Origin of the sequence: Tardiphaga sp. 768_D3_N2_1, from assembly GCF_052076105.1 — a bacterium.
Taxonomy (GTDB): Bacteria; Pseudomonadota; Alphaproteobacteria; order Rhizobiales; family Xanthobacteraceae; genus Tardiphaga.
In genome coordinates this window covers 3,991,268-4,014,847 of record NZ_CP197245.1, presented here as the reverse complement: position 1 = coordinate 4,014,847, position 23,580 = coordinate 3,991,268, and the positions used below count along the sequence as shown (strand labels likewise).

At 61.7% G+C, this 23,580-nt stretch carries 21 protein-coding genes; 10 read left to right on the top strand and 11 right to left on the bottom strand.

The genetic code is table 11. The features are described 5' to 3' along the window. Positions 1–5 precede the first annotated feature (5 nt). Together AB8A27_RS18880 and AB8A27_RS18875 are read left to right on the top strand one after the other, a co-directional pair. Complete coding sequence (locus tag AB8A27_RS18880) at positions 6–977, top strand: sugar ABC transporter substrate-binding protein (protein ID WP_441243228.1); 972 nt, start codon at positions 6–8, stop codon at positions 975–977. A gap of 66 nt (positions 978–1,043) precedes the next feature. Beyond that, positions 1,044–1,331 (top strand): YciI family protein, encoded by a 288-nt coding sequence (locus AB8A27_RS18875; protein WP_068734916.1) that lies wholly within the window; start codon positions 1,044–1,046, stop codon positions 1,329–1,331. Positions 1,332–1,459: 128 nt separating this feature from the next. Here the strand turns inward: AB8A27_RS18875 and AB8A27_RS18870 are convergent, their stop codons facing one another. Beyond that, entirely contained in the window at positions 1,460–3,091 is a 1,632-nt protein-coding gene (locus AB8A27_RS18870) for an isocitrate lyase (RefSeq protein ID WP_441243227.1), read from the bottom strand. A gap of 147 nt (positions 3,092–3,238) precedes the next feature. Between AB8A27_RS18870 and AB8A27_RS18865 the strand changes: the two genes are divergently transcribed. Further along, complete coding sequence (locus tag AB8A27_RS18865) at positions 3,239–4,678, top strand: helix-turn-helix domain-containing protein (protein WP_441243226.1); 1,440 nt, start codon at positions 3,239–3,241, stop codon at positions 4,676–4,678. A gap of 6 nt (positions 4,679–4,684) precedes the next feature. On the opposite strand, the gene AB8A27_RS18860 is transcribed toward AB8A27_RS18865, so the two are convergent. The 3 genes from AB8A27_RS18860 to carA form a co-directional block, all read right to left on the bottom strand. Then, on the bottom strand, positions 4,685–6,184 hold the full coding sequence (locus tag AB8A27_RS18860; RefSeq protein WP_441243225.1) for a helicase HerA domain-containing protein: 1,500 nt from the start codon (positions 6,182–6,184) through the stop codon (positions 4,685–4,687). A 106-nt stretch (positions 6,185–6,290) separates the two neighbouring features. Next, positions 6,291–6,785, bottom strand: a complete 495-nt coding sequence (locus AB8A27_RS18855) for a PaaI family thioesterase (RefSeq protein ID WP_441243224.1) — start codon at positions 6,783–6,785, stop codon at positions 6,291–6,293. 185 nt (positions 6,786–6,970) lie between these two features. Beyond that, positions 6,971–8,161, bottom strand: coding sequence for a glutamine-hydrolyzing carbamoyl-phosphate synthase small subunit (carA, locus tag AB8A27_RS18850; RefSeq protein ID WP_441243223.1), 1,191 nt, complete (start codon positions 8,159–8,161; stop codon positions 6,971–6,973). Positions 8,162–8,471: 310 nt separating this feature from the next. On the opposite strand from carA, the gene AB8A27_RS18845 reads away from it, so the two are divergent. Continuing rightward, a complete protein-coding gene (locus tag AB8A27_RS18845) occupies positions 8,472–10,097 on the top strand; it encodes a glycosyltransferase family 39 protein (protein ID WP_441243222.1) in 1,626 nt (541 codons plus the stop codon). A gap of 127 nt (positions 10,098–10,224) precedes the next feature. Next, positions 10,225–10,680, top strand: coding sequence for a GatB/YqeY domain-containing protein (locus AB8A27_RS18840; RefSeq protein ID WP_441243221.1), 456 nt, complete (start codon positions 10,225–10,227; stop codon positions 10,678–10,680). A 116-nt stretch (positions 10,681–10,796) separates the two neighbouring features. Here the strand turns inward: AB8A27_RS18840 and AB8A27_RS18835 are convergent, their stop codons facing one another. Then, positions 10,797–11,153, bottom strand: coding sequence for an endonuclease domain-containing protein (locus AB8A27_RS18835; protein ID WP_441243220.1), 357 nt, complete (start codon positions 11,151–11,153; stop codon positions 10,797–10,799). An 89-nt stretch (positions 11,154–11,242) separates the two neighbouring features. Next, positions 11,243–12,871 (bottom strand): fatty-acid--CoA ligase, encoded by a 1,629-nt coding sequence (locus AB8A27_RS18830; RefSeq protein WP_441243219.1) that lies wholly within the window; start codon positions 12,869–12,871, stop codon positions 11,243–11,245. Positions 12,872–13,040: 169 nt separating this feature from the next. Here AB8A27_RS18830 and AB8A27_RS18825 point away from each other — a divergent pair, with 169 nt between their 5' ends. Next, positions 13,041–14,048: an extensin family protein gene (locus AB8A27_RS18825; protein ID WP_441243218.1), complete on the top strand. Its 1,008-nt coding sequence runs from the start codon at positions 13,041–13,043 to the stop codon at positions 14,046–14,048. A gap of 99 nt (positions 14,049–14,147) precedes the next feature. On the opposite strand, the gene AB8A27_RS18820 is transcribed toward AB8A27_RS18825, so the two are convergent. Beyond that, the gene (locus AB8A27_RS18820; protein ID WP_441244952.1) at positions 14,148–14,432 is read right to left on the bottom strand and encodes a CPCC family cysteine-rich protein; all 285 of its coding nucleotides are present in this window, start codon (positions 14,430–14,432) and stop codon (positions 14,148–14,150) included. A gap of 125 nt (positions 14,433–14,557) precedes the next feature. Continuing rightward, positions 14,558–15,244 (bottom strand): L,D-transpeptidase, encoded by a 687-nt coding sequence (locus AB8A27_RS18815; RefSeq protein WP_441243217.1) that lies wholly within the window; start codon positions 15,242–15,244, stop codon positions 14,558–14,560. A gap of 443 nt (positions 15,245–15,687) precedes the next feature. On the opposite strand from AB8A27_RS18815, the gene AB8A27_RS18810 reads away from it, so the two are divergent. Both AB8A27_RS18810 and AB8A27_RS18805 read left to right on the top strand, forming a co-directional pair. Then, positions 15,688–16,668, top strand: coding sequence for a magnesium transporter CorA family protein (locus AB8A27_RS18810; RefSeq protein WP_441243216.1), 981 nt, complete (start codon positions 15,688–15,690; stop codon positions 16,666–16,668). Positions 16,669–16,859: 191 nt separating this feature from the next. Beyond that, positions 16,860–18,473 carry a hypothetical protein gene (locus AB8A27_RS18805; RefSeq protein ID WP_441243215.1) on the top strand — a complete coding sequence of 538 codons (1,614 nt, stop codon included), beginning with the start codon at positions 16,860–16,862 and terminating at the stop codon, positions 18,471–18,473. 1,223 nt (positions 18,474–19,696) lie between these two features. On the opposite strand, the gene AB8A27_RS18800 is transcribed toward AB8A27_RS18805, so the two are convergent. Next, entirely contained in the window at positions 19,697–20,416 is a 720-nt protein-coding gene (locus AB8A27_RS18800) for an SDR family NAD(P)-dependent oxidoreductase (RefSeq protein ID WP_441244951.1), read from the bottom strand. A 65-nt stretch (positions 20,417–20,481) separates the two neighbouring features. Next, positions 20,482–21,132, bottom strand: a complete 651-nt coding sequence (pdxH, locus tag AB8A27_RS18795; RefSeq protein ID WP_441243214.1) for a pyridoxamine 5'-phosphate oxidase — start codon at positions 21,130–21,132, stop codon at positions 20,482–20,484. A gap of 164 nt (positions 21,133–21,296) precedes the next feature. On the opposite strand from pdxH, the gene AB8A27_RS18790 reads away from it, so the two are divergent. Next, a complete protein-coding gene (locus tag AB8A27_RS18790) occupies positions 21,297–21,668 on the top strand; it encodes an RT0821/Lpp0805 family surface protein (protein ID WP_441243213.1) in 372 nt (123 codons plus the stop codon). A gap of 140 nt (positions 21,669–21,808) precedes the next feature. Continuing rightward, positions 21,809–22,777, top strand: a complete 969-nt coding sequence (locus tag AB8A27_RS18785) for a DnaJ C-terminal domain-containing protein (RefSeq protein WP_441243212.1) — start codon at positions 21,809–21,811, stop codon at positions 22,775–22,777. Positions 22,778–22,802: 25 nt separating this feature from the next. Here AB8A27_RS18785 and AB8A27_RS18780 read toward each other — a convergent pair whose 3' ends face one another. After that, complete coding sequence (locus AB8A27_RS18780) at positions 22,803–23,576, bottom strand: anti-sigma factor family protein (protein ID WP_441243211.1); 774 nt, start codon at positions 23,574–23,576, stop codon at positions 22,803–22,805. Between the last annotated feature and the right edge of the window lie 4 nt (positions 23,577–23,580).

Below are 23,580 nucleotides of genomic sequence, written 5' to 3'. Positions count from 1 at the left end.
CGACTATGAAGAAAGCCTATGGCGCGCTAGCTGCACTACTTCTGACGACATCACTCTCATCCCACGCGTTCGCCGATGGCGAGACGATCGCGGTGTTTACGAAAAACCAGACCAATCCTTACTTCCAGACCGTGCGAGTCGGGTCCGACGCAGCCGCCAAGGCGATGAAGGCAAAGACGCTGCATTATATCCCGACAAAGCCGGACAGCATTCCGGAGCAGCTCAGCCAGATTGAGGACGTGGTGGTGAAGAAGCCGTCGGCGATTGTCTTCATCCCGGTCGACTACAAGGCGATGGTCCCAGGCGTCGAGAAGATCAACGACGCAAAGATCCCGGTGGTCAACGTGACCGACCGCTCGGCCGGCGGCAAGTTCGTCGCCTTTGTCGGTGCCGACGATTACAGTCTGGGTCTCGAGACCGGGCGCCATCTGCTGAAGACGCTCGGTGGCAAGGGCAATTTCGTGATCATTGAGGGCGTCAAGGGGTCCTTGACGAGCATCGACCGCGTCCGTGGCTTCAACGACGCCCTGAAGGAAAACCCGGGGGCCAAGCTGCTGGCGTCGCAGCCGGGCAACTATCAGCGGCTGCAGGCGCTCCAGGTCATGGAAAATCTCATGCAGTCGAACACTCAGATCGACGGCGTGTTGGCGGCCAATGATGCGATGGCGATCGGTGCGATCGAGGCGCTCGATGGTGCCAATCGCAAGGCCCAGGTCATTGGCGTCAATGGCACCAAGGAGGCGATCGACGCGATCAAGGCCGGGAAGTTGCTGGCGAGCGGCGACTACAATGGCTTCATGCAGGGATGCCTCGGCATGATGATCGCCATTCGTTCGCTGCGCAACGAGCCGGTGATCACCGAGATCGTTCTCAAGCCCACGGTCATCGGCAAGGAGAATTATCAGCCCTACGACGTGCCGCTGGAATCGCGGACTTGTCCGAGCTGGGACGAGGCCGCGAAGCTCGGCACCAAATAACATCTTCGATACTTCAGGACGGCCGCCGCAGGTCGGCGGCCGTCTTCTGCTTTTCAGGAGCTACGCATGCTGTTTGCTATTCATGCCGTCGATCATGCCGGGGCGCTCGACAAGCGCTTGTCTCACTATGAGGCTCACAAGGCCTTTTTGTCCGACACATCGGCCTATGATGTGACGATTGTCATGTCCGGTCCTCTGACAGCCGATGACGGGCAAACCATGATTGGCAGCCTGTTCCTCGTCGAGGCCGCTGACCGCGCGGCGGTCGAGAAATTTCATCACGCCGATCCGTTCTTTGCCGCCGGCATCTGGCAGACGGTCACCATCACTGGCTTCCTGCGCCGACAGGGATAAGCGCGATGGGAGGTCGACACCTCGCCTGTTGGCGAGACAGTCGTTCGGCATTTGAACGCCGAAACGAAATCAGCCTGGGATCTGACAAGATCCCAGGCTGATTTTTACGATGAGCTGAACCGTAACGATTAGCCGAACTGGTTCATCGTGTTGTGCGCACCGCCGGCCTTCAGGGCTGCTTCGCCGGCGAAATATTCCTTGTGGTCGTCGCCGATATCGGAGCCGGCCATGTTCTGATGCTTCACGCAGGCGATGCCCTGACGGATCTCCTCGCGCTGAACATTCTTGACGTAGCCCAGCATGCCTTGCTCGCCGAAATAGGCCTTGGCGAGCGTGTCGGTGGACAGCGCTGCCGTGTGATAGGTCGGCAGCGTGATCAGGTGGTGGAAGATGCCGGCGCGCTTCGCCGAATCCGCCTGGAAGGTGCGGATCAGTTCGTCGGCCTGCTTCGCCAGTTCGGTGTCGTCATATTCCGCCTTCATCAGTTCGGCGCGGTTGTACTTGCTGACATCCTTGCCGGCCGTCTTCATCTCGTCGAACACCTGCCAACGGAAGTTCAGCGTCCAGTTGAAGGACGGCGAGTTGTTGTAGGCCAGCTTCGCATTCGGCACGACTTCGCGAATGCGATCGACCATCACGGCGATCTGCTCGACATTCGGGCGCTCGGTTTCGATCCAGAGCAAGTCGGAGCCGTTCTGCAGCGAGGTGATGCAGTCGAGCACGACGCGATCCTGACCGGTGCCTTCGCGGAACTGGTAGAGATTGCTCGGCAGACGCTTCGGACGCATCAGCTTGCCATTGCGGGTGATGACGACATCGCCATTGCCGATGTTCGATGCATCGACTTCCTCGCAATCGAGGAAGCTGTTGTACTGGTCGCCGAGATCGCCGGGCTTGTGGCTGACAGCGATCTGCTGCGTGAGACCGGCGCCGAGCGAGTCGGTGCGGGTGACGACGATGCCGTCTTCGACACCGAGTTCGAGGAAGGCGTGACGGCACGCGCGGATCTTCGCCAGGAAGACCTCATGCGGCACGGTGACCTTGCCGTCCTGATGACCGCACTGCTTCTCGTCCGAGACCTGGTTCTCGATCTGCAGCGCGCAGGCGCCGGCCTCGATCATCTTCTTGGCGAGCAGATAGGTCGCCTCCGCATTGCCGAAGCCAGCATCGATATCGGCGATGACCGGAACGACATGGGTCTGGAAGCTATCGATCGAGGCGATCAGCTCTTCGGCCTTGGCATTGTCGCCGGCCTTGCGGGCCGCATCGAGCGCCCGGAACGTGTTGCTGAGTTCGCGGGAATCTGCCTGACGCAGGAAGGTGTAGAGTTCCTCGATCAGTGCCGGCACCGAGGTCTTCTCGTGCATCGACTGGTCGGGCAGCGGGCCGAATTCCGAACGCAGCGCCGCGATCATCCAGCCCGACAGATAGAGATAGGTGCGGTCGGTGGTGCCGAAGTGCTTCTTCACCGAGATCAGCTTCTGCTGCGCGATGAAGCCATGCCAGCAGCCGAGGGACTGAGTATACTTAGTGGCATCCTGATCGTAGCGCGCCATGTCCGCCCGCATCTGCGCCGCGGTAAAGCGGGCGATGTCGAGGCCGGTCTTGAATCGGTTCTGCAGGCGCATGCGCGCGACAGCCTCGGCGCCCACGCCGTTCCAGGTCGGCTGGGTCTTGAGCAGCGCTGCCGCCGCCTCGACCTCGCTCGCATAGGAGCCGGGGCTGGTCTGGTTGCTGATTCCGCGTGGCTGGAAGTTCATGGTCTTGATCCCTTTGGCTGACGAAAAACCTGTCCTTGGTTGTAAGCGCGGGATTGGCAGCCGCTAGACGGAACGCAGATAACTTGTCATACTTTACAAATATCGCGTGTAAGTCTGTAAGGTAGTTACAAGGTATTGGAGTGCGCAATGGCCACCTCGGCTGGTCGTTCGGTGTTCATGGGCCCCCGATTACGGCGGCTTCGCCGCGATTTGGGCCTGACCCAGGCCGATATGGCGGCTGATCTCGAGATTTCCGCGCCTTATGTCGCGCTGCTGGAGCGCAACCAGCGACCGATGACGGCGGACATGCTCCTTCGTCTGGCGCGCACCTACACCATCGATCTGGCTGATCTCGCCGGCGATGGCGGCGCCGACAATACGGCGCGGATGCAGTCGATCCTGAAAGAGCCGATGTTCTCGGACATCGATATCCCCGCGCTCGAAATCAGCGATCTGGCGGTGAGCTATCCCGGCATGGCCGAGGCGTTCCTGCGCCTCTACACGGCCTATCGCGAGGAGCAGCTCGCGCTGGCGGATCGGCGCGCTCCGGCGCTTACGGGTGTCGCGTCACCTGCGGGCAGTGAGGGCTTCGATGCCAATGATCCCGTGGCTGAGGTCAGACGCTTCCTTGCCGCACGCCGTAACAATTTCGCTGTGATCGATGATGCCGCCGAGCGCCTCGTGCAGGCGACGTCAGGCCCGAGCGGTTTTATCGAGCGCCTCAAGACCCGGCACAAGCTGCAGGTCCGGTACCTGCCGCCCGACGTCATGCTCGGCTCAGTCAGGCGACTGGATCTGCATCGCAAGCAGTTGCTACTTGAGGATTCGCTCGATACCGCAAGCCTCCATTTCCAGTTGGCGCAGCAACTCGCTTATCTCGAAATGGAAAACGAGATCGGCACCGCGCTCGAGGACGGCCAGTTCACTACGAAGAGCGCAGAGCTGCTGGCGCGCCGCGCGCTTGCAGGCTACGCCGCCGCGGCGTTGATCATGCCCTATGCAGCCTTCGCGCGTGCAGCCGAGACGCGGCGCTACGATCTCGAAGCGCTGGCGCGTCAATTCGGTGCCAGTTTCGAACAGACCGCGCATCGCATCACGACGCTGCAGCGGCCGGGTGCCGAAAAGGTCCCGTTCTTTCTGATCCGCGTCGATCCAGCCGGCAATATTTCCAAGCTGCTCGATGGTGCAGGCTTTCCATTTGCGAAACACGGTGGTGCATGTCCGCTGTGGTCGGTGCACGATGTTTTCCGGACGCCGCGCCAGATTGTTACGCAGTGGCTGGAATTGCCGGATGGGCAGCGCTTCTTTTCGATTGCCCGTACCGTCACCGCCGGCGGTGGTGCTTACGGCGCACAACGTGTCGAGCGCGCCATCGCGATCGGTTGCGCGGCCGAATATGCGGGTCAGTTGATCTACACGCGCGACGCATCGGCGCCGCGAGCGGATGCGCCCACACCGATCGGTGTCGCGTGCCGTGTCTGTCATCGCCCAAGATGTGCCGCGCGCTCGGCGCTTCCGATCGGGCGCGAACTGCTGCCCGATGATTTCAGGACCCTGAACGTTCCGTTCGGTTTCTCGGCGGACTGAAACGGCTTAGGCCTGCTCGGCCGCAGCTTCCTCGGCATTGGGATCCCCGGGTGCCGTAGCCCAGGCCAGTTCGACAAGCGTCACGATGCGCCGGCCGGCGCCATCAAGCTGGCACACGATGAGACCCTGCTCCTCGATATAGGTCAGCAGACGTTGTGCACGGCGCAGCGAATGCGAGCCATAGGCGCGGGCGATCGCGGCATTGCTCGGGCAGGGCCAGCCTTCCTTGGCGGCGCGGGCGATCATCATGAAGACGCCCTGCATATCCTCGGGCAGGATCGAGGCGCGGACCGAGACGTCCTGCCAGCCGTCATCGTTGGCCATGTCGGAGCCGAGCCCGGCGCGGGCGCGCGTCAGCATGCGGCGGAAGTCATCGAGGTCTGGCACGGCAGCGCCGAGCCCCTCGATGCGGCAGCGGACCACGAATTCCTGATAGAGCACGCCAACCACCCGGAAGCCTGCATCAGGCTCCGCCATCAGGGCCTGCAGAACCCGGTCAACGCGCACGCGCCGTTCCGCCAGCTCCTCGGCGCTGATCGGCGTCTCTGCCACGTCCGGCCGAAGCTCCAGCGCGGCAGACTTCGCCGCCATGAGCTGGCCGAGCAGATCCGGCGATGATGGTGCACGGCGCTGCGGCCGAGCAGGCTCCGGCGGCGGCGCTGCGAGAATCGTGGCACGTACGTCGTCGAGTGTCGCTTCCGGCAGTGGCATCAGGCGCGGGGTGGCGTTGCGCGGGCTTGTTTCGGTTACACCGATGCGCAGGCCAAGCGGACGACGGGAGAGGGCGGGGCCCAGCGCCATGAACTGGCCACGCTCGAGGTCGCGGAAGGATTCGGCCTGCCGTCGCTCCATGCCCAGCAGATCGGCGGCGCGTGCCATGTCGATATCGAGGAAGGTGCGGCCCATCAGGAAATTCGATGCTTCGGCCGCGACATTCTTGGCAAGCTTCGCCAGTCGCTGTGTCGCGATGACGCCTGCAAGGCCGCGCTTGCGGCCGCGGCACATCAGGTTGGTCATGGCGCCGAGCGAGAGCTTGCGCGCTTCGTCGGACACCTCGCCGGCGACAGCCGGGGCGAAGAGTTGAGCCTCGTCCACCACCACAAGCATCGGGTACCAGTGGTCGCGGGGCGCGTCGAACAGTCCGCCAAGAAAGGCCGCTGCGCGGCGCATCTGGTTCTCGGCGTCGAGGCCTTCAAGATTGAGCACGGTGGAGACGCGATGCATGCGCGCGCGTTCGCCGGCGGCCTGCAACCCGCGCTCGGTATGCGCCTCGGCATCGATCACCAGATGACCGAATCGCTCAGCCAGTGAAACGAAATCGCCTTCGGGGTCGATGATGGTTTGCTGCACCCAGGGGGCGCTCTGTTCGAGCAGCCGGCGCAGCAGATGCGATTTTCCGGAACCCGAATTGCCCTGTACGAGCAGGCGCGTCGCCAGCAGTTCCTCAAGGTCCAGAGCCGCCGGGGCGCCTGACGTCGTATGCCCCATCTCGATCGCAACGGTCATGTCTCGACTCAGGTCTCCTTGCGCAGAGGGCTTACCAACCAGAGCGCGGTCCGTCGAGCGTATGCGGCGAGTCGCTCCGAGTTCCACACGGCTTTGGACATTGTCCTCAGGCCGCGTCCTTCGGAATCTCGAACACCAGGCATGTCGTGGTCGCGTGCGCCAGCAGGCGGCCTTTCGCGTCGGTGATGCGCGCTTCCGCCGTTGCGGCGCGGCGACCGACATTCAGCGTGCGGCCTTCGGTGCGCACGGTGCCGCTATCCTTGCTCATGCCGCGAATGAAGCTGATCTTGAATTCCAGCGTGGTGTAACCGGTGCCGACAGGCAGCATGGTGTGCACGGCGAGGCCCATCGCCGAATCCAGCAGGATCGCGGCGTAGCCGCCATGCACCGAGCCGATCGGATTGTAATGCCGGAAACCGGGGACGCTGTGAAATACGACAACACCGGCCTCGATTGTGGAGTCAAACGGCTCGACATTCTCCATGATTGGCGGCTGCGGCAGTTCGCCGGAGAAGATCTTGCGCACGAAATCGAGCCCCGGCATTGAGGCCATCAGGCTGGTGGGCACGACGTCGTAGTGGGGGGACGGCGTGTCGGTCATCGTGCGCTTCCTTTTTATGATGATGGGCATCATAAAAAATGGAAAACGCGTCCGCCAGCGGCATTGCCGCCTGGTCTATCCACGTCATTGCGAGGAGCGTAGCGACGAAGCAATCCAGAAATAAAAAGCGCAGCAAAGCTGGATTGCTTCGCTGCGCTCGCAATGACGACTGATGGGCTTAGGTCTTACGACGCCTTCTTCGCCCGCATCAAATCCGCGAACCGCTTGAACAAATAGTGCGAGTCGCGTGGGCCGGGGGATGCTTCCGGGTGGTACTGCACCGAGAACACCGGCTTGCCGTCGAGCTGGATGCCGCAATTGGAGCCGTCGAACAGCGAGATATGGGTCTGCGTCGCGCCCTTCGGCAGCGTCGCCTCGTCCACCGCGAAGCCGTGGTTCATCGAGGTGATTTCCACCTTGCCGGTGGTCTCGTCCTTGACCGGGTGATTGGCGCCGTGATGGCCCTGATGCATCTTCTTGGTCTTGGCGCCGACCGCGAGGCCGAGCATCTGGTGACCGAGGCAGATGCCGAAAGTCGGCACGCCGGAATTGATCACCTCTTTGATCACCGGGACGGCATACTTACCCGTCTCGGCCGGATCGCCGGGGCCATTCGATAGGAACACACCGTCCGGCTTCAGCGCCATGATCTCTTCAGCCGAGGTCGTGGCCGGAACGACCGTGACCTTGCAGCCTTCGCCGGCCAGGAGGCGCAGGATGTTGCGCTTGATGCCGTAATCGATGGCGACGACGTTGAATTCCGGCGCGGTCTGGCGACCGAAACCCTTGTTCCATTCCCACGGTGTCTCGTCCCAGGTGAAGCGCTGGGCGGACGTCACCATCGGCACCAGGTCCATGCCTTCGAGGCCCGGCCATTCGCGTGCTTCTTCCTTCAGGCCGTGGAGGTCGAACTTGCCGTCCTTGGCATGGGCGATCACCGCATTGGGCATGCCCTTGTTACGGATCAGCGCGGTCAAGGCGCGGGTGTCTATGCCGGAAATGCCGATAATGCCGCGAGCCTTCAGCCAGGTGTCGAGGTGCCGGGACGAGCGGAAATTCGACGGATCGGTGATCGCCGACCGGAGGATCACGCCGCGGGCGCCTGGCGTCGCCGCCATGTTCACCGTCTCGATATCCTCGTCGTTGGTACCGACATTACCGATATGCGGGAAGGTGAAGGTGATGAGCTGTCCGGCATAGGATGGATCGGTGAGGATTTCCTCATAACCGGTCATCGCCGTGTTGAAGCAGACTTCGCCCACGGCCTGGCCTTCCGCGCCGAGGCCGAAGCCTTCCAGCACAGTGCCGTCGGCGAGCACGAGGAGCGCGGTCGGTTTGTGGTCCGGCCAGGCTGAAGATGTTTCTGAGGGGGTCATGAGGGGACTACATAGTCCGGGCATCCGCCGCCGTCAAAGCCGGAACGGCAGGATTCACACGTCAGCTATGGCCTGGAGGGGTAGCAATCCGCGCCGGCTCCATGAACGGGCGCCGAACAGAGCCTCGTGAAGGAATAATATCTTATCTGGCAAAACTATGGCGTTCCGGTTGTCCAGCGCAACTTGCACGCCGATAACGCGTAACTTGCAGAATGAGATGTAAAATCAACTAATTATAATTACGCATGCTTGCCGGAACTCAGTTTCGCCGGTAGCAAGCTACAACTTCGCCGTATTTCCGGATATTTCAGTGCAATTGGACTATTTCGCCAAGATGGCCGCGCGCTCGGCCATTGCGCCGGCCCGCTGGCGCCGGCCGTTCCTGACCTGGCTCGATGGTATCGAGACGGGCTGGACGATTCCTGCGCTGATCGTCAGCTTCGCGGGAATCTGGCTGCTGTTTCTGGTGATCGCCTATCAGAGCGGCGATCTGCATGCGGATGCGCTGGAAACCTGGACGCTTGGCCGCGACTTCGCATGGGGGTATCCCAAACATCCGCCCTTGATGGGCTGGGTTGCGCGGCTGTGGACGCTGGTTTTCCCGCTGACCGATTGGTCGTTCCAATTGCTGTCGATGACCAACGCGGCGGTGGCGCTCTGGGCCGTCGACCTGATTACACGCCGCTTCGTGCGCGGCGATTCGCGAGCCGTTGTGCTGCTGCTGCTGATGCTGCTTCCAGCCTACCAGTTCCACGCCCAGCGCTTCAACGCGAACACGGTGTTGCTCGCGATCTGGCCGCTTGCGACCTACTGCTTCCTGCGTTCCTATGAAACGCGGGCCATCGGTTGGGCCGCCGCCACCGGTGTCCTGGCCGCGCTGGCCATGCTCGGCAAATACTATTCGATCTTCCTTGTCGGCAGCTTTGCGCTGGCAGCGATCGTGCATCCGCAGCGGGCGATCTATTTCAGGTCTTGGGCACCGTGGGTCTCGACACTCGCCGGGCTCATTGCCCTTGGGCCGCACATCCATTGGCTCGTGACGACCGGTGCTGCGCCGTTCACCTATGCCATGCAGGTTCACGGCGGCATCGACTTCGGTCAGTCACTGATCGAAGCCAGCATGTTTTTGCTCGGTCTCGCGGCGACAATGGCGCTGCCGGCCATTGTGTGGGTTTTGTCGGCCGAGCTGCGCCTGAAGTATTTTTCTGCCGATTTCCGGGCGATGGGTCCAGGGTTGCTGCTGCTGTTCTGGGTGTTCATTGGCACAGTGCTGCTGCCGGTCGTGACGACCGTCACGCTTGGCACCGACATGCCTTCGCTATGGGCGCTCCAGGGTTTGTTCCTGCCTGCCGTTTTGGTCGTATGCGGTGCCCGCTTCACGCTCGAGCGCCTGTATGTGGTCAATATGGTGGTGTTCGTCGCCGGCATCGCCATCATTGCGACCGTCGTGGCGGCGCCCATCCACGCCATCTACCGCAACAGCATCAATCCTAACGAGCGGACCTACTACCGGCTGGCGGCTCAGGAGCTGACCGACCGGTGGCACCAGATGACAGGCCGGCCAATGCCACAGATCAGTGGCGACGACGGGCTGGCATTCGCTACGGCCTTTTACAGCCCTGACCATCCCGTCTACAGCCGCCCGTTTCAGTATCAATACAGTTGGGGCATGCCGCGCGCGACGACGCTGCAGAGGGGGTGGGCTGCAATGTGTTTTGCGACAGACGCCGATTGCCTGATGTGGATGGGCAAGGTAGCGGCGCGCGAGCCGCAGCATGTCAGGTTTGATTTCGAGGTTCAGCCTCGGCTATGGGGCCAGGCCGGTATTCCGGCCACCATATCGGCGATGATGGTTCTGCCGCGCGCCGCTGGAGCGACCGCGCCCGGGCCGCTGTCTGAAGGCGTTGCGGAGTTCAGCTCCAGCCATCGACAGTAGGTTCGGGCAATCGCTCTGGGGCAGCCCGGCGAACCGACGGGTGCAGTTGTGTATACCCCTCAAAACGCTTAGATCGGGGCTAACCGAGTTCTGGCGCTGTTATTGGCGGCCGCAAGAGGAGACGCAGATGCTGCGCGATGACATCAACAATGCTGTTAAGGACGCGATGCGGGCCAAGGACGAGCGCAAGCTTTCGACGCTTCGCATGGTCAATTCGACCATCAAAAATGCCGATATCGACGCTCGCGGTCAGGGTAAGCCACCGCTGTCGGACGCCGACTTGCTGAGCCTGCTGCAGAAGATGATCAAGCAGCGCCAGGAATCCGTCGAGCTCTATGACAAGGGCGGCCGCGCCGAACTCGCCGCCCAGGAGCGCGAGGAAATCGCCGTCATCACCGCCTATCTGCCGCAGCAGATGTCGGAGGACGAGACCAGGTCCGCCATCGCTGCCGAGATCGCGGCGACGGGTGCGGCCGGCATGAAAGACATGGGCAAGGTGATCGCGGCACTGAAAGCGAAATATGCCGGTCAGATGGATTTCGGCAAAGCCAGCGGTCTGGTGAAAGCTGCGCTCAACGGCTGAGGCTCTCTTTAACCTCTCCCCGCCCTTTGCGGGGAGAGGTCGCCGCGTCTTCGCGGCGGGTGAGGGGCATGGCATGCGATCAGCCATGCGCTCATACTCTCGGATCTTACGATCTCTCAGATAATGTCTTGATGTTCGCGTAGTGCTGCCTCGATTGACACCAGCACTCCCTCGATATTCGCCAGCACATCGTTGTTCCAGAAGCGCAATACGCGATAGCCCTGTTCGCGTAGATATGCATCCCGCAGCTCATCGCGTTTCGATTCCAGATGCTGCCCGCCATCGACCTCGATGACGATCATTTTCTCCCGACAAACGAAATCGCAGATGTAGCGCCCGATCGGCTCTTGGCGAGTGAATTTGCAGCCGGCAATCCGCCTGTTGCGCAGGCGATTCCAGAGTTTCGTTTCGGCGTCGGTGGAGTTGGCGCGTAGTTCGCGCGATCTGTTGGTGATGCGAATGTGGCCACGCATGTGCCATGCCCCTCACCCGACCGGCTTCGCCGGTTGACCTCTCCCCGCGAAGGGCGGGGAGAGGTTAAGAACGCTGTCGTTCTTGTCAGCTAAGCCGCGGCAGTCGGCAGGCTATACGTCTTGAACTGATCGCGCAGGGCAGTTTTCAGGATCTTGCCGGTGGCCGTGTGCGGGATCGCATCGACGAACACCACGTCATCCGGCATCCACCACTTGGCGATCTTGCCATCCATGTATTTCAGGATGTCCTCGCGCGTCGCGGTCTGGTCCTGCTTGAGCTGCACGATCAGCAGCGGGCGCTCGTCCCACTTCGGATGATAGACACCGATGACGGCGGCTTCCGCCACCTGCGGATGACCGACGGCGAGGTTCTCCAGATCGATCGACGAGATCCATTCGCCGCCGGACTTGATGACATCCTTGGAGCGGTCGGTGATCCGCATATAGCCGTGGGCGTCGATGGTCGCGACGTCGCCGGTGTCGAAATAGCCTTCCTCATCGAGGATCTCGTCCTCAAGTTTGAAATAGGCGCGTGCCACCGATGGGCCGCGTACCTTGAGGCGGCCGAAGGTCTTGCCGTCCCAGGGCAGGCTCTTGCCGGCGTCGTCGGTGATCTTCATTTCGACGCCAAATGGCGGATAGCCTTGCGTCTGCAACACGTCGAGCCGCTCCTCGCCTTCGAGCTGGTCGAATGGCGGCTTCAGCGCTGCCAGCGAGCCGATCGGCGACATCTCCGTCATACCCCAGGCATGGCGCGCGCCGATGCCCATATCGACGAACGCCTTGATCATCGAGCGCGGCATTGCCGAGCCGCCGCACACCACCATGCGCAGGTCCGGCAGTTTCAGGTTGTTGGTGGACATGTAGTTGAGCAGCATCAGCCAGACCGTCGGCACGCCGGCGGTATGGGTGACCTTTTCGGTGGAGAGCAATTCGTAGATCGAGGCGCCGTCCATCTTGGCCCCTGGCAGTACGAGCTTGGTGCCCATCGACGGCGCGGAGAAGGCGATGCCCCAGCTATTCGCGTGGAACAGCGGCACCACCGGCAGCATGGTGTCGGCGGCATTGGCGCCGAGCGAGTCACCGGTATTGGCCATCAGCGCATGCATCACGTTGGAGCGGTGAGAATACAACACGCCCTTCGGATCGCCTGTGGTGCCCGACGTGTAGCACATCGCCGCTGCGGTATTCTCGTCGAACTCCTTCCATTTGAAGTTGCCGTCGACTTCCGCGATCCAGTCCTCATAGGCCACCGCATTTTTCAGCGTGGTCTGCGGCATGTGCGCCTTGTCGGTGTAGACGATATAACGTTCGACGCTGGGCAGATTGTCGGCGAGTTTTTCGAGCAGCGGAACGAAGGTCAGGTCCGTCATCACGATGCGGTCCTGCGCATGGTTGATGATCCACGCGATTTGATCGGGGAATAGACGTGGATTGACGGTGTGGCAGATGGCGCCGATGCCCATGATGCCGTACCACGTTTCCAGGTGTCGCCACGTATTCCACGCGATGGTCGCGACGCGGTCGCCCATCTTGATGCCTTCGCGATCAAGGCGCTGCGCGACTTTCAGGGCACGGGTACGAATTTCGGCGTAATTGGTGCGATGGATGGGACCTTCGACTGATCTGGTCACGACCTCGCGCTGGCCGTGGACCTTGGCCGCATGATCGATGATCCGGTGACACAGCAAAGGCCAGTCTTGCATCAAGCCACGCATTCGATCGTTCCTCCGTCTTGTGATTGGCGTGCCAGTTCCCCGATCAGTGCCGGGGAACTTCGACCGTGTTCTTGTTTTAGGTCTTGGCATGAAGTTTAGCGCGGGGAAAGCGGTCCGGAAATGGACTTTTGGTCCATCTGGCTGCGACCAAAGGACAATTGGTGCAGTCTTGGCATTGCTGTTGCTGGCTGCGCCGGCGCAGGCCTATCTGACCACGTCACGCGTGCCGCTCCCGAAGCCCCGTCCGGCAGCGGCGCCTGGGATCGAGCCGGGACAGAAGGCGGGCGAGGAGCCTGCGCAATCCGAGCCATCTGCCGAACCTGAGAAACCTGCTGCCGAAGCGCGCCCGCCGGAGCCGCCGCCGCCTTCAGCCTGCCGCCTGGCGCTCACCGATGCCGTCGCCATTGCGCCGAGCATTCCCGACATCAAGGGGCCGGGCGCCTGCGGCGGGCCCGACATGGTCCGGCTGGAAGCGGTGGTGCTGCCGGACAAGACGCGCGTGCCGCTGAAGCCCGCAGGAACGATGCGCTGCGCGATGGCCACGGCCGTCGCCGAATGGATCCGCAGCGACATGGCCCCGCTCGCGACCAGTCTTGGCACCAAACTGGTCGAACTCGACAATTTCGATTCCTTCGATTGCCGCGGCCGCAACCGTATTGTCGGCGCGAAACTGTCGGAGCATGGCCGTGCCAATGCGCTGGACGTGCGTGGGCTGAAACTCGCCAATGGCCGCTCGATCGCTCTCACCGAACGCAACACGCCACGCGAGCAGCGCGAGGCGGTGCTGCATTCGGTCTGCACGCGGTTCACCACCGTGCTGGGGCCTGGCTCCGACGGCTATCACGAAGACCACGTCCATCTCGACATCGCCGAGCGCCGCGGAAATTACCGGCTCTGCCAGTGGGATGTCTGGGACGAGTGGCCACGCATTGCGCCGCTGATGCCGGCGCTACGTCCGGATGAGGCGCCCCCGCGCGAAGTGGCCGAGGGCAAGTCGGGGGAGGCGAAAACTGAAACCGCCAAGCCTACTGAGTCTGTCGCTGCGCAGCCGGCTGCGGCAGAACCCGAACCGGAGGCGGCCGAGGCTGAGCCTCCGCCGGAGCAGTCCAAGCCGAAACCAAAATCCAAACCAAAGAAGCACCGCGCGCCGCCATCGCCGTTCAGTTTCTTGCGATAGTTGAGCTGGGCTGGGCGCGGTCTCTTTCCCTTCCCGCTGCGCGGCTTCGCCGCTTGGGGGGAGGGAGGCCATTGGCGGCACCCGCGTTTCATTTTCGCTCTAGATCTCATCCATAGTGGGCGCGCGGACATTTGCGATAAATCGCTCTTCGACCGCGCCTACTCGTCGAAAGTTCGCTTGAGCTTGCCTGAGACTCAGGCTGCCGTTGGGACCGCCTAGCGCAATCTCAGCGTCAGGTTCATCTTGCCCGTCATCTTGCCAAAAGCAGACGCTGCAAATCTCATCCTGCCCCCGGCCAAACAGCGTTTTGTATTTACAGCAGGGACAGCGGTATGTTTTTGACGCCTCCTCGGCCTTTCTGACCCAACTGATTTTTCGGCACATTGGCCAATATCCGCTTACAGGGCGCGACCTTGCGCTTATGATGGAAACGATCGTCAAATCCGGCACCCAACAAAAAAGCGCCGGCAAAACCGGCGCTTTTTCCAATCGGATAAAACCCTGTCGGCTTAGTACGGCGTTCCGCCGCCGCCCTGCAGGGCCAGTTTCGAATTATATGGCGAATCGCCTGCCTTCGGCTCGAGCACGACGACCACAGCGCCGGGCTTGACGCGGCTGTAGAGGTCGATGACGTCCTCGTTGGTCATGCGGATGCAGCCCGACGAGATCGAGGCGCCGATATATTCCGGCTGGTTGGTGCCGTGGATGCGGAAGAGGGTGTCGCGGTTGCCCTGGTAGAGATACAGCGCGCGGGCACCGAGCGGATTGTCGACGCCACCTGGCACCGAGGCCGGGAGACCTTCGATACGCTTGTGGATGTCCGCAGTCGGCGTCCACTTCGGCCATTCGGCCATGTTGCCGACGCGCGCGACGCCCGAGAAGGCCAGCGCTTCTTCGCCGACGGTGACGCCATAACGGATCGCCTTGCCGCCGTCCTGGACGAAATAGAGATAGTGATTGTCGGAATCGACCACGATCGAGCCCGGCGCTTCCTTGCGGTGGAAGTCGACGATGGCGCGGCGGAATGGCTCGGCCACGGCGACCTTGGCATAACGCGCCTTGGCGAGCTGCGCCTTGTCGGCGGGCTTTAGGCTGGCTTCCGGAGCGGGCTGAAACTGCGTGGCGGTCTGCATGCAGCCCGACAGCATCAGGCCGGCGGCGACAATCAAACCAAGCTTAATCTTGAGCGGCGACATGTCATTGTTCCAATTGCGTGAGGTCCGATTCAGACAGGCTGGTGCAAGGAAACGCACCCAAAATACCCCGCGAACGCCACGATTCCGTTAAAGCTACTATCGCTGAAATCCGCTGCAATTCCAGCGGTTAGATGCGCTGCGTATCATGCAGCGCACAACCTGTGTCATATTTGCCGCAGAATTTTCGACCCTCCGACCAAATCCTGTGCAGAAGCACATCGCCTCGCGAAGCCGTGATGCGCGCGTGACAATTTTGTCAGATTGAGACCCACAGAGCGCGAGATCTCACGGGAAAAATTCCCGGGATACGCGCGGGGTTGGCGCGCCGCACAAAGGCTGTCATGACGGCTGCATCCGCGTCGGTCATGGTCGGTCGCCTCTGCCGATTCGGCCCGGATCGTCCGTATTGCAGTTTCCTGCCTTTTCAATGTCCCGGAGTTGCCATGCTCGCTGTCTTCACCCCTGCCGACCACGCCTTGAGAAAATCCGAGCCGACCGATCTCGAGGCGTTGCCGGACAATGCGGTGTGGATCGACATGGTGAAGCCGTCGCCGGCCGAGGACAAGGCGGTGGAAAAACTGGCGGGGGTGGAAATTCCGACCCGCGAAGACATGCAGGAGATCGAAATCTCCAGCCGTCTCTATATTGAGAACGGCGCCCGCTACATGACCGCCAGCTTGATGTGCGGCTCCGACACGGAGTCGCCGCGCGTGACCGCGGTCACGTTCATTTTGACCCGGCAGCGGCTGGTGACCGTGCGCTACGATGCGCCGCGCCCGTTTCTGTCCGTTGAACTCAAGCTTGGCCGCAATGCGCCCACCGGCGCCAATGGCGAGACGGTGCTGCTGGAATTGCTCGACGCGGTGATCGATCGTTGCGCCGACATCCTCGAACGCGTGGGCGCCGATGTCGACCAGGTCAGCCACGATATCTTCGAGCCGGAGGAATCGCTGCGTACCGGGCATGCCAAGCGCTATTCGGAAATTCTCATCGCTATCGGCCGCAAGGGCGACCTGACCTCGAAGGTCCGTGAAAGTCTGGTCTCGATCGGCCGTTTGGTCACTTTCGTCACCGCCGAAGCGGAGGGCGTGAAATGGTCGAAGGACATGCGCGCCCAGCTCAAGACCATGCAGCGCGACGTGGTTTCACTGACCGACCACGCGTCCTATCTGTCGAACAAGATCACCTTCACGCTCGATGCGATGCTCGGCGTCGTCAATCTCGAACAGAACAATATCATCAAGCTGTTCTCGGTCATGGCCGTCGTGCTGATGCCACCGACATTGATCGCCTCGGTCTACGGCATGAATTTCAAGGCGATGCCGGAACTGCAATGGGACGTCGGTTACCCCATGGCGCTGATCATGATGCTGTTCGCGGCGGTGCTGCCTTACATGTTCTTCAAGTGGAAGAAGTGGCTGTAGGGGACGTCGGCGATCATCCATAGGGTTTGCCGGATGCTCCGCCCGCGAGCTTTTCAGGCATTGAAGTTTCGACGGCGGGTTTCGTGCGCCATATACTGCCATTCATCGCGAGATGATTGATTCTCTTTGTAATTGTAGTAGATAATTCTGCGCGTTATGTTTGAGCTCCGCGGCGCAGGAGCAGATCCAAGGTGGCGCGGACCACTATGCAGGCAGATGCGGTCGATCCGCCGGGCGATCCTCGCAATCCCGATAGATTCGCTAAATGGCTTGAGAAGCAGCCGCGCGAGTGGTCAGTTGCGATAGCCGGACGCGTGGCGTTGCGCGCTCTACCCATAGCTCGCAGCTATGGGGACATCTCGTCCGTCATGTTGTCGATTTTTCGTGCAACGGCAATCGCGCGATTTGCCGCCAGATATCCAAATCACCCGACGGCTCTAGCCGCTGCAGGTGCACGCCAACATGCGGAGGCAACTGCGCGAAGATCCAGCGGAAGCTCCGCTCGTGCCGCCGCCGCCGCGGCCGCGGCAGTTGCGGCTTCGACCGCGCGTGCGTCGGCGGAATACGCTGCTGCGGCCAACTCCGCTCTTTTGTGGGATTTTCGCTACGAAGAACCGACCATCTGGACTGCGATAGAGAAGGATGTTCAAGCACTTTTCAATGGCACGCTTACAGCGGAACAGTTGGCCGTGAGTACGCTCTGGGCTCCGGGAACGCTTAGCGTCTCGGCAGGGGCAAAGTGGATGGAGCAGTCGCAGCGCCTCCTCGTTCTTGGCGGCCATTGGCAGGTGTGGATCGATTGGTACAACGGACTTGCAGTTGAGCGGCCTGCCTTGGGACGTTCCGAGGCCGAGGATGCCGTCTACACTGATTTGCCCGGTGAGTTACCTTGGGATTACGGCGCTGAAGCCGTAAATCTGGAAATCGCGCAGCGTCTGGCCAAGCTTTCGGTCGAGACGGCTGCGTCTCAAATCCCTGATCAATCGCCTGCTCCCCTTCGTGTTGAAGAGCGAGACGGGCGTGTTTCCAAGGTGGCCGATCGCGACAGTCCGCTAAGCGCCAGCGAACGCGATTTCAAGGCGTGGCGAGATCCGGTTGTTGATCATGTCAACGAGCTTGTGGCCTCGGACTTTGCAGCCGGAACCAATCATGGCCGAGTACGTGACAGATTGACGATGCTTGGCCGGCTGCTTCCCGGTGAGATTGCGGATGTGAAAGAGCGGCAGTTTCGCATTGGATACGAGATTGAACGGTTTGAAGGATTGATCGCTGCGTATCGATCGGGTGCCGATGATATGCCCGTGATGGGCGCTCCACAGCTGGAGGATATCGATCGGCTGAAGGTTGCGCTCAAGATGGGCATCGAAAAACTCGAGCGTTGGTCTGAATTTCGCAAACAAGCTAACGAAATGTCCGCCTCGACAACCGGCGCGGATAGCGAGATCGTTGGTGAGGCCCTGGATCAGATTGCCGAAGCGATGGAGGAGCGTCCGCGTTATTTCGACCCCGAACTGCCGATTACGCTCCGCTTTCTTGCCGAAGCAGTACGTGATCCAGTTGGCGCCACAAAAACCGTTATTTATGGAGCGATCAAGAGCGTTGAAAATCTCATCAGCTTTCTCGGACAGAGAGCGCTGGGCATTGGTCGGAAAGGTGTAGAGGCTGTCGAGGCACACATCTCGAAGGCGGTTGCCACGTCTTTGGTCGTGGGCTTGAGCAGCGGTGCTCTCCTGCTTTCGAGTGCTTTGCCGCAGGGGTTAGCGTGGTTCAAGCCGCTACTTGCGGCGCTGGGATACGCAGGTTGATCGCAGGTACCTAGGTCGCGGTGAAGTGGCGGCATGTGCTATTTCAGCTACTTTGAATCTTCGTTCGGCTTCCTGCCTTCTTTCGTACCATATGTACTTCCAACCCTTCTCCCATGCGCGCCCGATAACCCGCGCCACTGTCGTTGAACCAGCACGCGACCTCGGCGTTTGTGGCGCCGTGATATCAGCTGCTTCAGATGGTCCGGCTTCGGTCATCCGCGCTGAATGAGTCTGCATCCTTCACGCAGGTTGGCACGCGCGAAGAAATCGTCTGTAGGTTCGGGATTTCATCGCATTAGCACGCGGAAATATTTTCCTATATCTCGCTTGACAATATCTCAACCAGGATTATATTCCGATCATCCGGTTCATGAGGGGCGCTTCTAGAGGCGTCTTGAAGTGGAACAAGGATGCGGCGCCTGCGGGCGGGAGGGAGACGTTCCCTCACGCACTCGGGAGGTCTTGGGTAGCCGTCCGGGCCCACTACGGGGCTCCGCCGGAAACGGCTGGACTGGGACAGGCAAAAGCGGGGAAACCTGCCGGCGCCACGTCCCAGGAAGCGCGGCCCCAAGGACAGAAATCGTCGCGGTGGCGCGCCGTGAGGCGTTGCGCGGTTGCAGCTTACCGGCGTTCCGGTGGAGCGGATCGCGATAAAAACCACCCTTTGCGCTTCACGGCGCGCTGCCACCCCTCTGTTTGAGGAGGGGACACCGCTTCGACAACCCGGAGCGTTGGCTCGCGGGACCATAAACGCGCGGCTGTCTGAATCTTTTTCCAACTATCAAAACGCATTCATGATGCGTGTTCGAAAAGCCCAATGATCGTAGGCTTCGCGCGATTCCCGCCACAATTTATCCGGTAAAATTCGAGCGTTCCGCTGAACGGTTGCGCTAATGGTTGCTGTCATAACGCTGTCTCTAGCGATGAGGACAGCAATGGTTGACAAAACAGAAACATCGGGACGGAACGTCGTCGATCTCAGGTCCTATCAACAGGCGCGCATGGCCAACGGCCGGGCGCAGGCGATGTCTGCACGCACCTGCCGGCATTGTGGTGCCGGGTTGATGGATGGCGAATCCGAAGACGATTGTTCCAGCGCAGGGATCAGCGCGGCTGCGCCGATGCCGCGGAAATTTTACGCGGACTAGAAAATCCCGCGCGTTTCGAGGAGCGCCAGAATGGCGCGGTCCTCAGCATGACTATTCCCCACCTGTTACCGCTGATCAGACGTGCTGACCGCCATTGATGTGGATCTCGGCGCCGTTCACGTATGAACTCGTTTCCGTACACAGCACATAGATGATCTTGGCGACTTCGTCGGGCGTGCCGAGCCGATGCAGCGGGATCTGCTGATCGACGATGGTCTGGGTGCCCGGCGACAGGATCGAGGTGTCGATCTCGCCCGGCGCGATGGCGTTGACGCGCACGCCGAGGCGGCCGAAGTCCGACGCCATTTCGCGGGTCAGCGACGCCAGCGCCGCTTTCGATGTGGCATAGGCGGCGCCGGCAAACGGATGCACGCGCGAGCCGGCGATCGAGGTGACATTCACCACCGAGCCTTTCGCAGCTTTCAACTGCTCGATCAGCCCGCGCGCCATCATGATCGGGGCGAAGAAATTGACATTGAAGACGTGGCTCCAGGTCGCGACGTCGGTGTCGATGGAGCCCATGCGCGCGCCGCCTTCGGCCTTCGGCGAGATCGCAGCATTGTTCACCAGCGCATGCAGCGCCCCGCCATTGAGCCGTTCCTTGATGTCGTCGATGGCGCGAGCGGTGTCGTCATGGTCGGCGAGGTCGACCTGGATGTGATCTTCGGGGCCTGCATCCCACGGGCAGACTTCCGGAAACGGATGCCGCGAGCAGGTCAGCACACGCCAGCCGGCGCTGGAGAAGCGCATTACGGTGGCGTGGCCGATACCGCGACTTGCGCCGGTGAGCAGCATGGTGCGCTTCGGCGCGTTCGATCCTGGATGGTTCACGGGTCTGGTTCTCGTCTCGTTATCGGCGTTCACGGATACAGCCTCACCTTGGTCCAGGACGTATCTGCTGCCGCGGTGCCGCGGCGGAATTCGATACGGTCGTGCAGGCGGAACGGCCGGTCGTGCCAGAATTCGAAACGAACAGGCGTGATGCGCCATCCGCTCCAGCCTGGTGGACGCGGAACGGCGCCGATCAGGTGCTTGGCGCCTTCCTTGGCGATGGCCTGTTCGAAGGCAAAGCGGCTTTCCAGCGGCTGTGACTGCTTGCTCGCCCAGGCGCCGATCTGCGCCTGTTTGGGGCGGGTTGCGAAATACTCGTCGGCCTCGGCGTCGGTCACGCGGGTGACGGGACCGCGAATGCGGACCTGTCGGCGCAGCGACTTCCAGTGAAACAGCAAGGCGGCCTTGGGATTGGCGGCGAGCTCTTGACCCTTCTGGCTGGCGATGTGGCTGTAGAACACGAAACCGTCGGCGTCATAGCCCTTCATCAGCACCATGCGCACGTCCGGCAGGCCGTCGGCGTCGACGGTGGCCAGCGCCATTGCGTTCGGATCGTTGGGTTCTGAGGCCTTTGCCTCGGTAAACCACTCGGAAAACAGCGCAAATGGTTCCGCAGCGGCCGTAAAATCACCTGACGTTAACGGAGTTGAGTCTTTGATGGGGGAGGTCGTGTCGGTCATGTCCGGAGTTCCGCTTGCGTTGGCCTGTTGTAGAGAGCTTGCTGCTGCCCCTGCATAGGCAAGACCTATATAGGATACGGCAACGCATTGGCCTATCGGCCATCTGCCCGGTCAGTGCGGCTTTGACAGCAATTCTTATCGGCAGCACCCTCGGTGGTTGCAGTATGGGCCGGAATGAGTCCGCGCTGGCCAGGATGGAGGGCGGCGATGTCACCGGCTCCATTTCGCCGGCATCGGTTCAGGCCACCAATTACGAGCCCACCGAAGCCGATCTTGTCCTGACGCGCACCGCCGCCTCCGATGTCCTCACCAAGGGCAGCAAGGATTCGAGCCAGCCGTGGGAAAACCCGTCGACCGGGGCGCGTGGATCGGTGACGCCACTGTCCAATGCCTATGTCGCGGAAGGTCGTACCTGCAGGGATTTTCTGGCCAGCTATGTCAACGGCACCAGCGAAAGCTGGATGCAAGGTGCAGCCTGTAAGGGTGAGCGCGGCAGCTGGGACGTGCATACGCTGAAGCCGTGGAAACGAAGCTAGTTTTCGCCGGCCGGCCGCTTGCGGTCGAGTTGCAAAAATGACACGAAGTCACCAGATGAAGAAGCAGGCGGGCCTTAGCCCGCAAACCCAACATGCGGGCCGGTGGCCCGCCTTTTAGTTACCTGAAGGAGAGACGACGGATGCGCGACCCCTATGAGGTCTTGGGGGTGCAGCGGGGCGCCAGCGCTGCGGCGATCAAGAGTGCCTATCGCAAGCTCGCCAAGAAGCATCATCCCGACAACAACAAGGACGATCCGAAGGCCGCCGAGCGGTTTTCGGAAGTGAACTCGGCTAACGAAATTGTTGGCGACGAGGACAAGCGCAAGCAGTTCGACCGCGGCGAAATCGACGCCGAGGGCAAGCCGCGTTTCCAGGGCTTCCCTGGCGGCGGCCGTGCCGGAGCGTCGCAGCGTGGCTTCGAACACGCCTTCCGCGGCGGTCCCGGCGCGCAGCAGGGCTTTCCCGGCGGTGGCGGTTTCGAGGACATCCTCAACAGCATGTTCGGTGGCGCCAGCCCGCGCGGCGCGCGGCCGGGTGCGCAGAGCTTTGAGTTCGACAGCGGCGGCTATGCCGGTGGGATGCCCGATCTGGATCTCAACGTCGCCATGACTGTGACGCTGGAGGAGTCCGTGAAGGGCGCCGAGAAACGCGTGCGTCTGCCATCGGGCAAGGAATTGGACGTCAAGATACCGGCCGGTGTCACCTCGGGCCAGCAGATCCGGCTCCGCGGCCAGGGCGAAACCGCGCCCGGTCACCGTCCTGGCGATCTGATGATCACGGTCACCATCGCGCCCCACTCTCACTTCAAGGTGGATGGCAACGACCTGCGCGTCGATCTGCCGATCACGCTTTATGAAGCCGTGTTGGGGGCCAAGGTGCGCGCACCGACACTCACCGGTGCCGTGGAGCTTTCAATTCCGAAGAATACGTCGAGCGGGCGGGTGTTTCGCCTGAAGGGCAAGGGCCTGCCGCTGGCCGGCGGCGCCGCGGGTGATCTCTACTTCACCATCAGGATCATGCTGCCCGACGGCAACGACGCCGGACTGGAAGCCCTGATGGAGAAATGGCGCGACGGGCACCCGTATCATCCGCGCAGCGATCTGGGGTGAGGCGAGCAGCGATCAGCTCGCTGTCTCATCCCCCTACCTTCTCCGTCTGATCGTAGATTTGCCGCGCGACGTGGTTGAGCCGGTCCTTGTCGGTCGGGCCTGACACGACATAGCCGACGCCCTTGTCGGCCCAGAACATGGCGCCATCCTTATCCTGCGCGGCATAGCGCATCTGGGTCGCGTCAGCCTTCGTCGCCCGCGATGTGTAGAGCGTGTAGCGCTCACCCGACGGGCTCTCATACATGAAGAAAGCCGCAGGCGCCTCGGGGCCGGGCAGCAGTCGTCCGCCGACCAGCTTCAGTCCGGCCGCATCGAGTTCCGGCGCCTTGATCTCATAACCGACGCGCTTCGACAGCCACTGCTGCAGATGCGCACGTTCGTTGGCGGCGACCTCGACAGGATGGCGGACTTCCACCACATAAGTCCGGTGCGCACCGAGCGCATCCACCGTGAAATTCCGGAATGTCGACGGAGCAGCCGCTGCGCCGCGTGCGACCCAGCCGGCGCTGCCACCTGCAACGAAGGCGACCAGCGTGGCCGCGACGGCGCCGTAGATCCAGCGCCGCGGCTGCTGAACCAGTCGCTCGATTTCCAGCCGCTGCGGCACGGCCTCGTCGGCAATCGCATCGTAGCGCGCATGCAGCAGTTCGGCCATCGCGCGCCACGATGCGACGCGTTCGGCATCATCCGGATGCGTCGCGAGCCATGCCTCGACATCGGCGCGGCGCTCGGCCGGCAATTCATTGTCGACGAAGGCGTGCAATTCGTCTTCGGTCACGGGAATGTTCGGTCCGGTCATTATC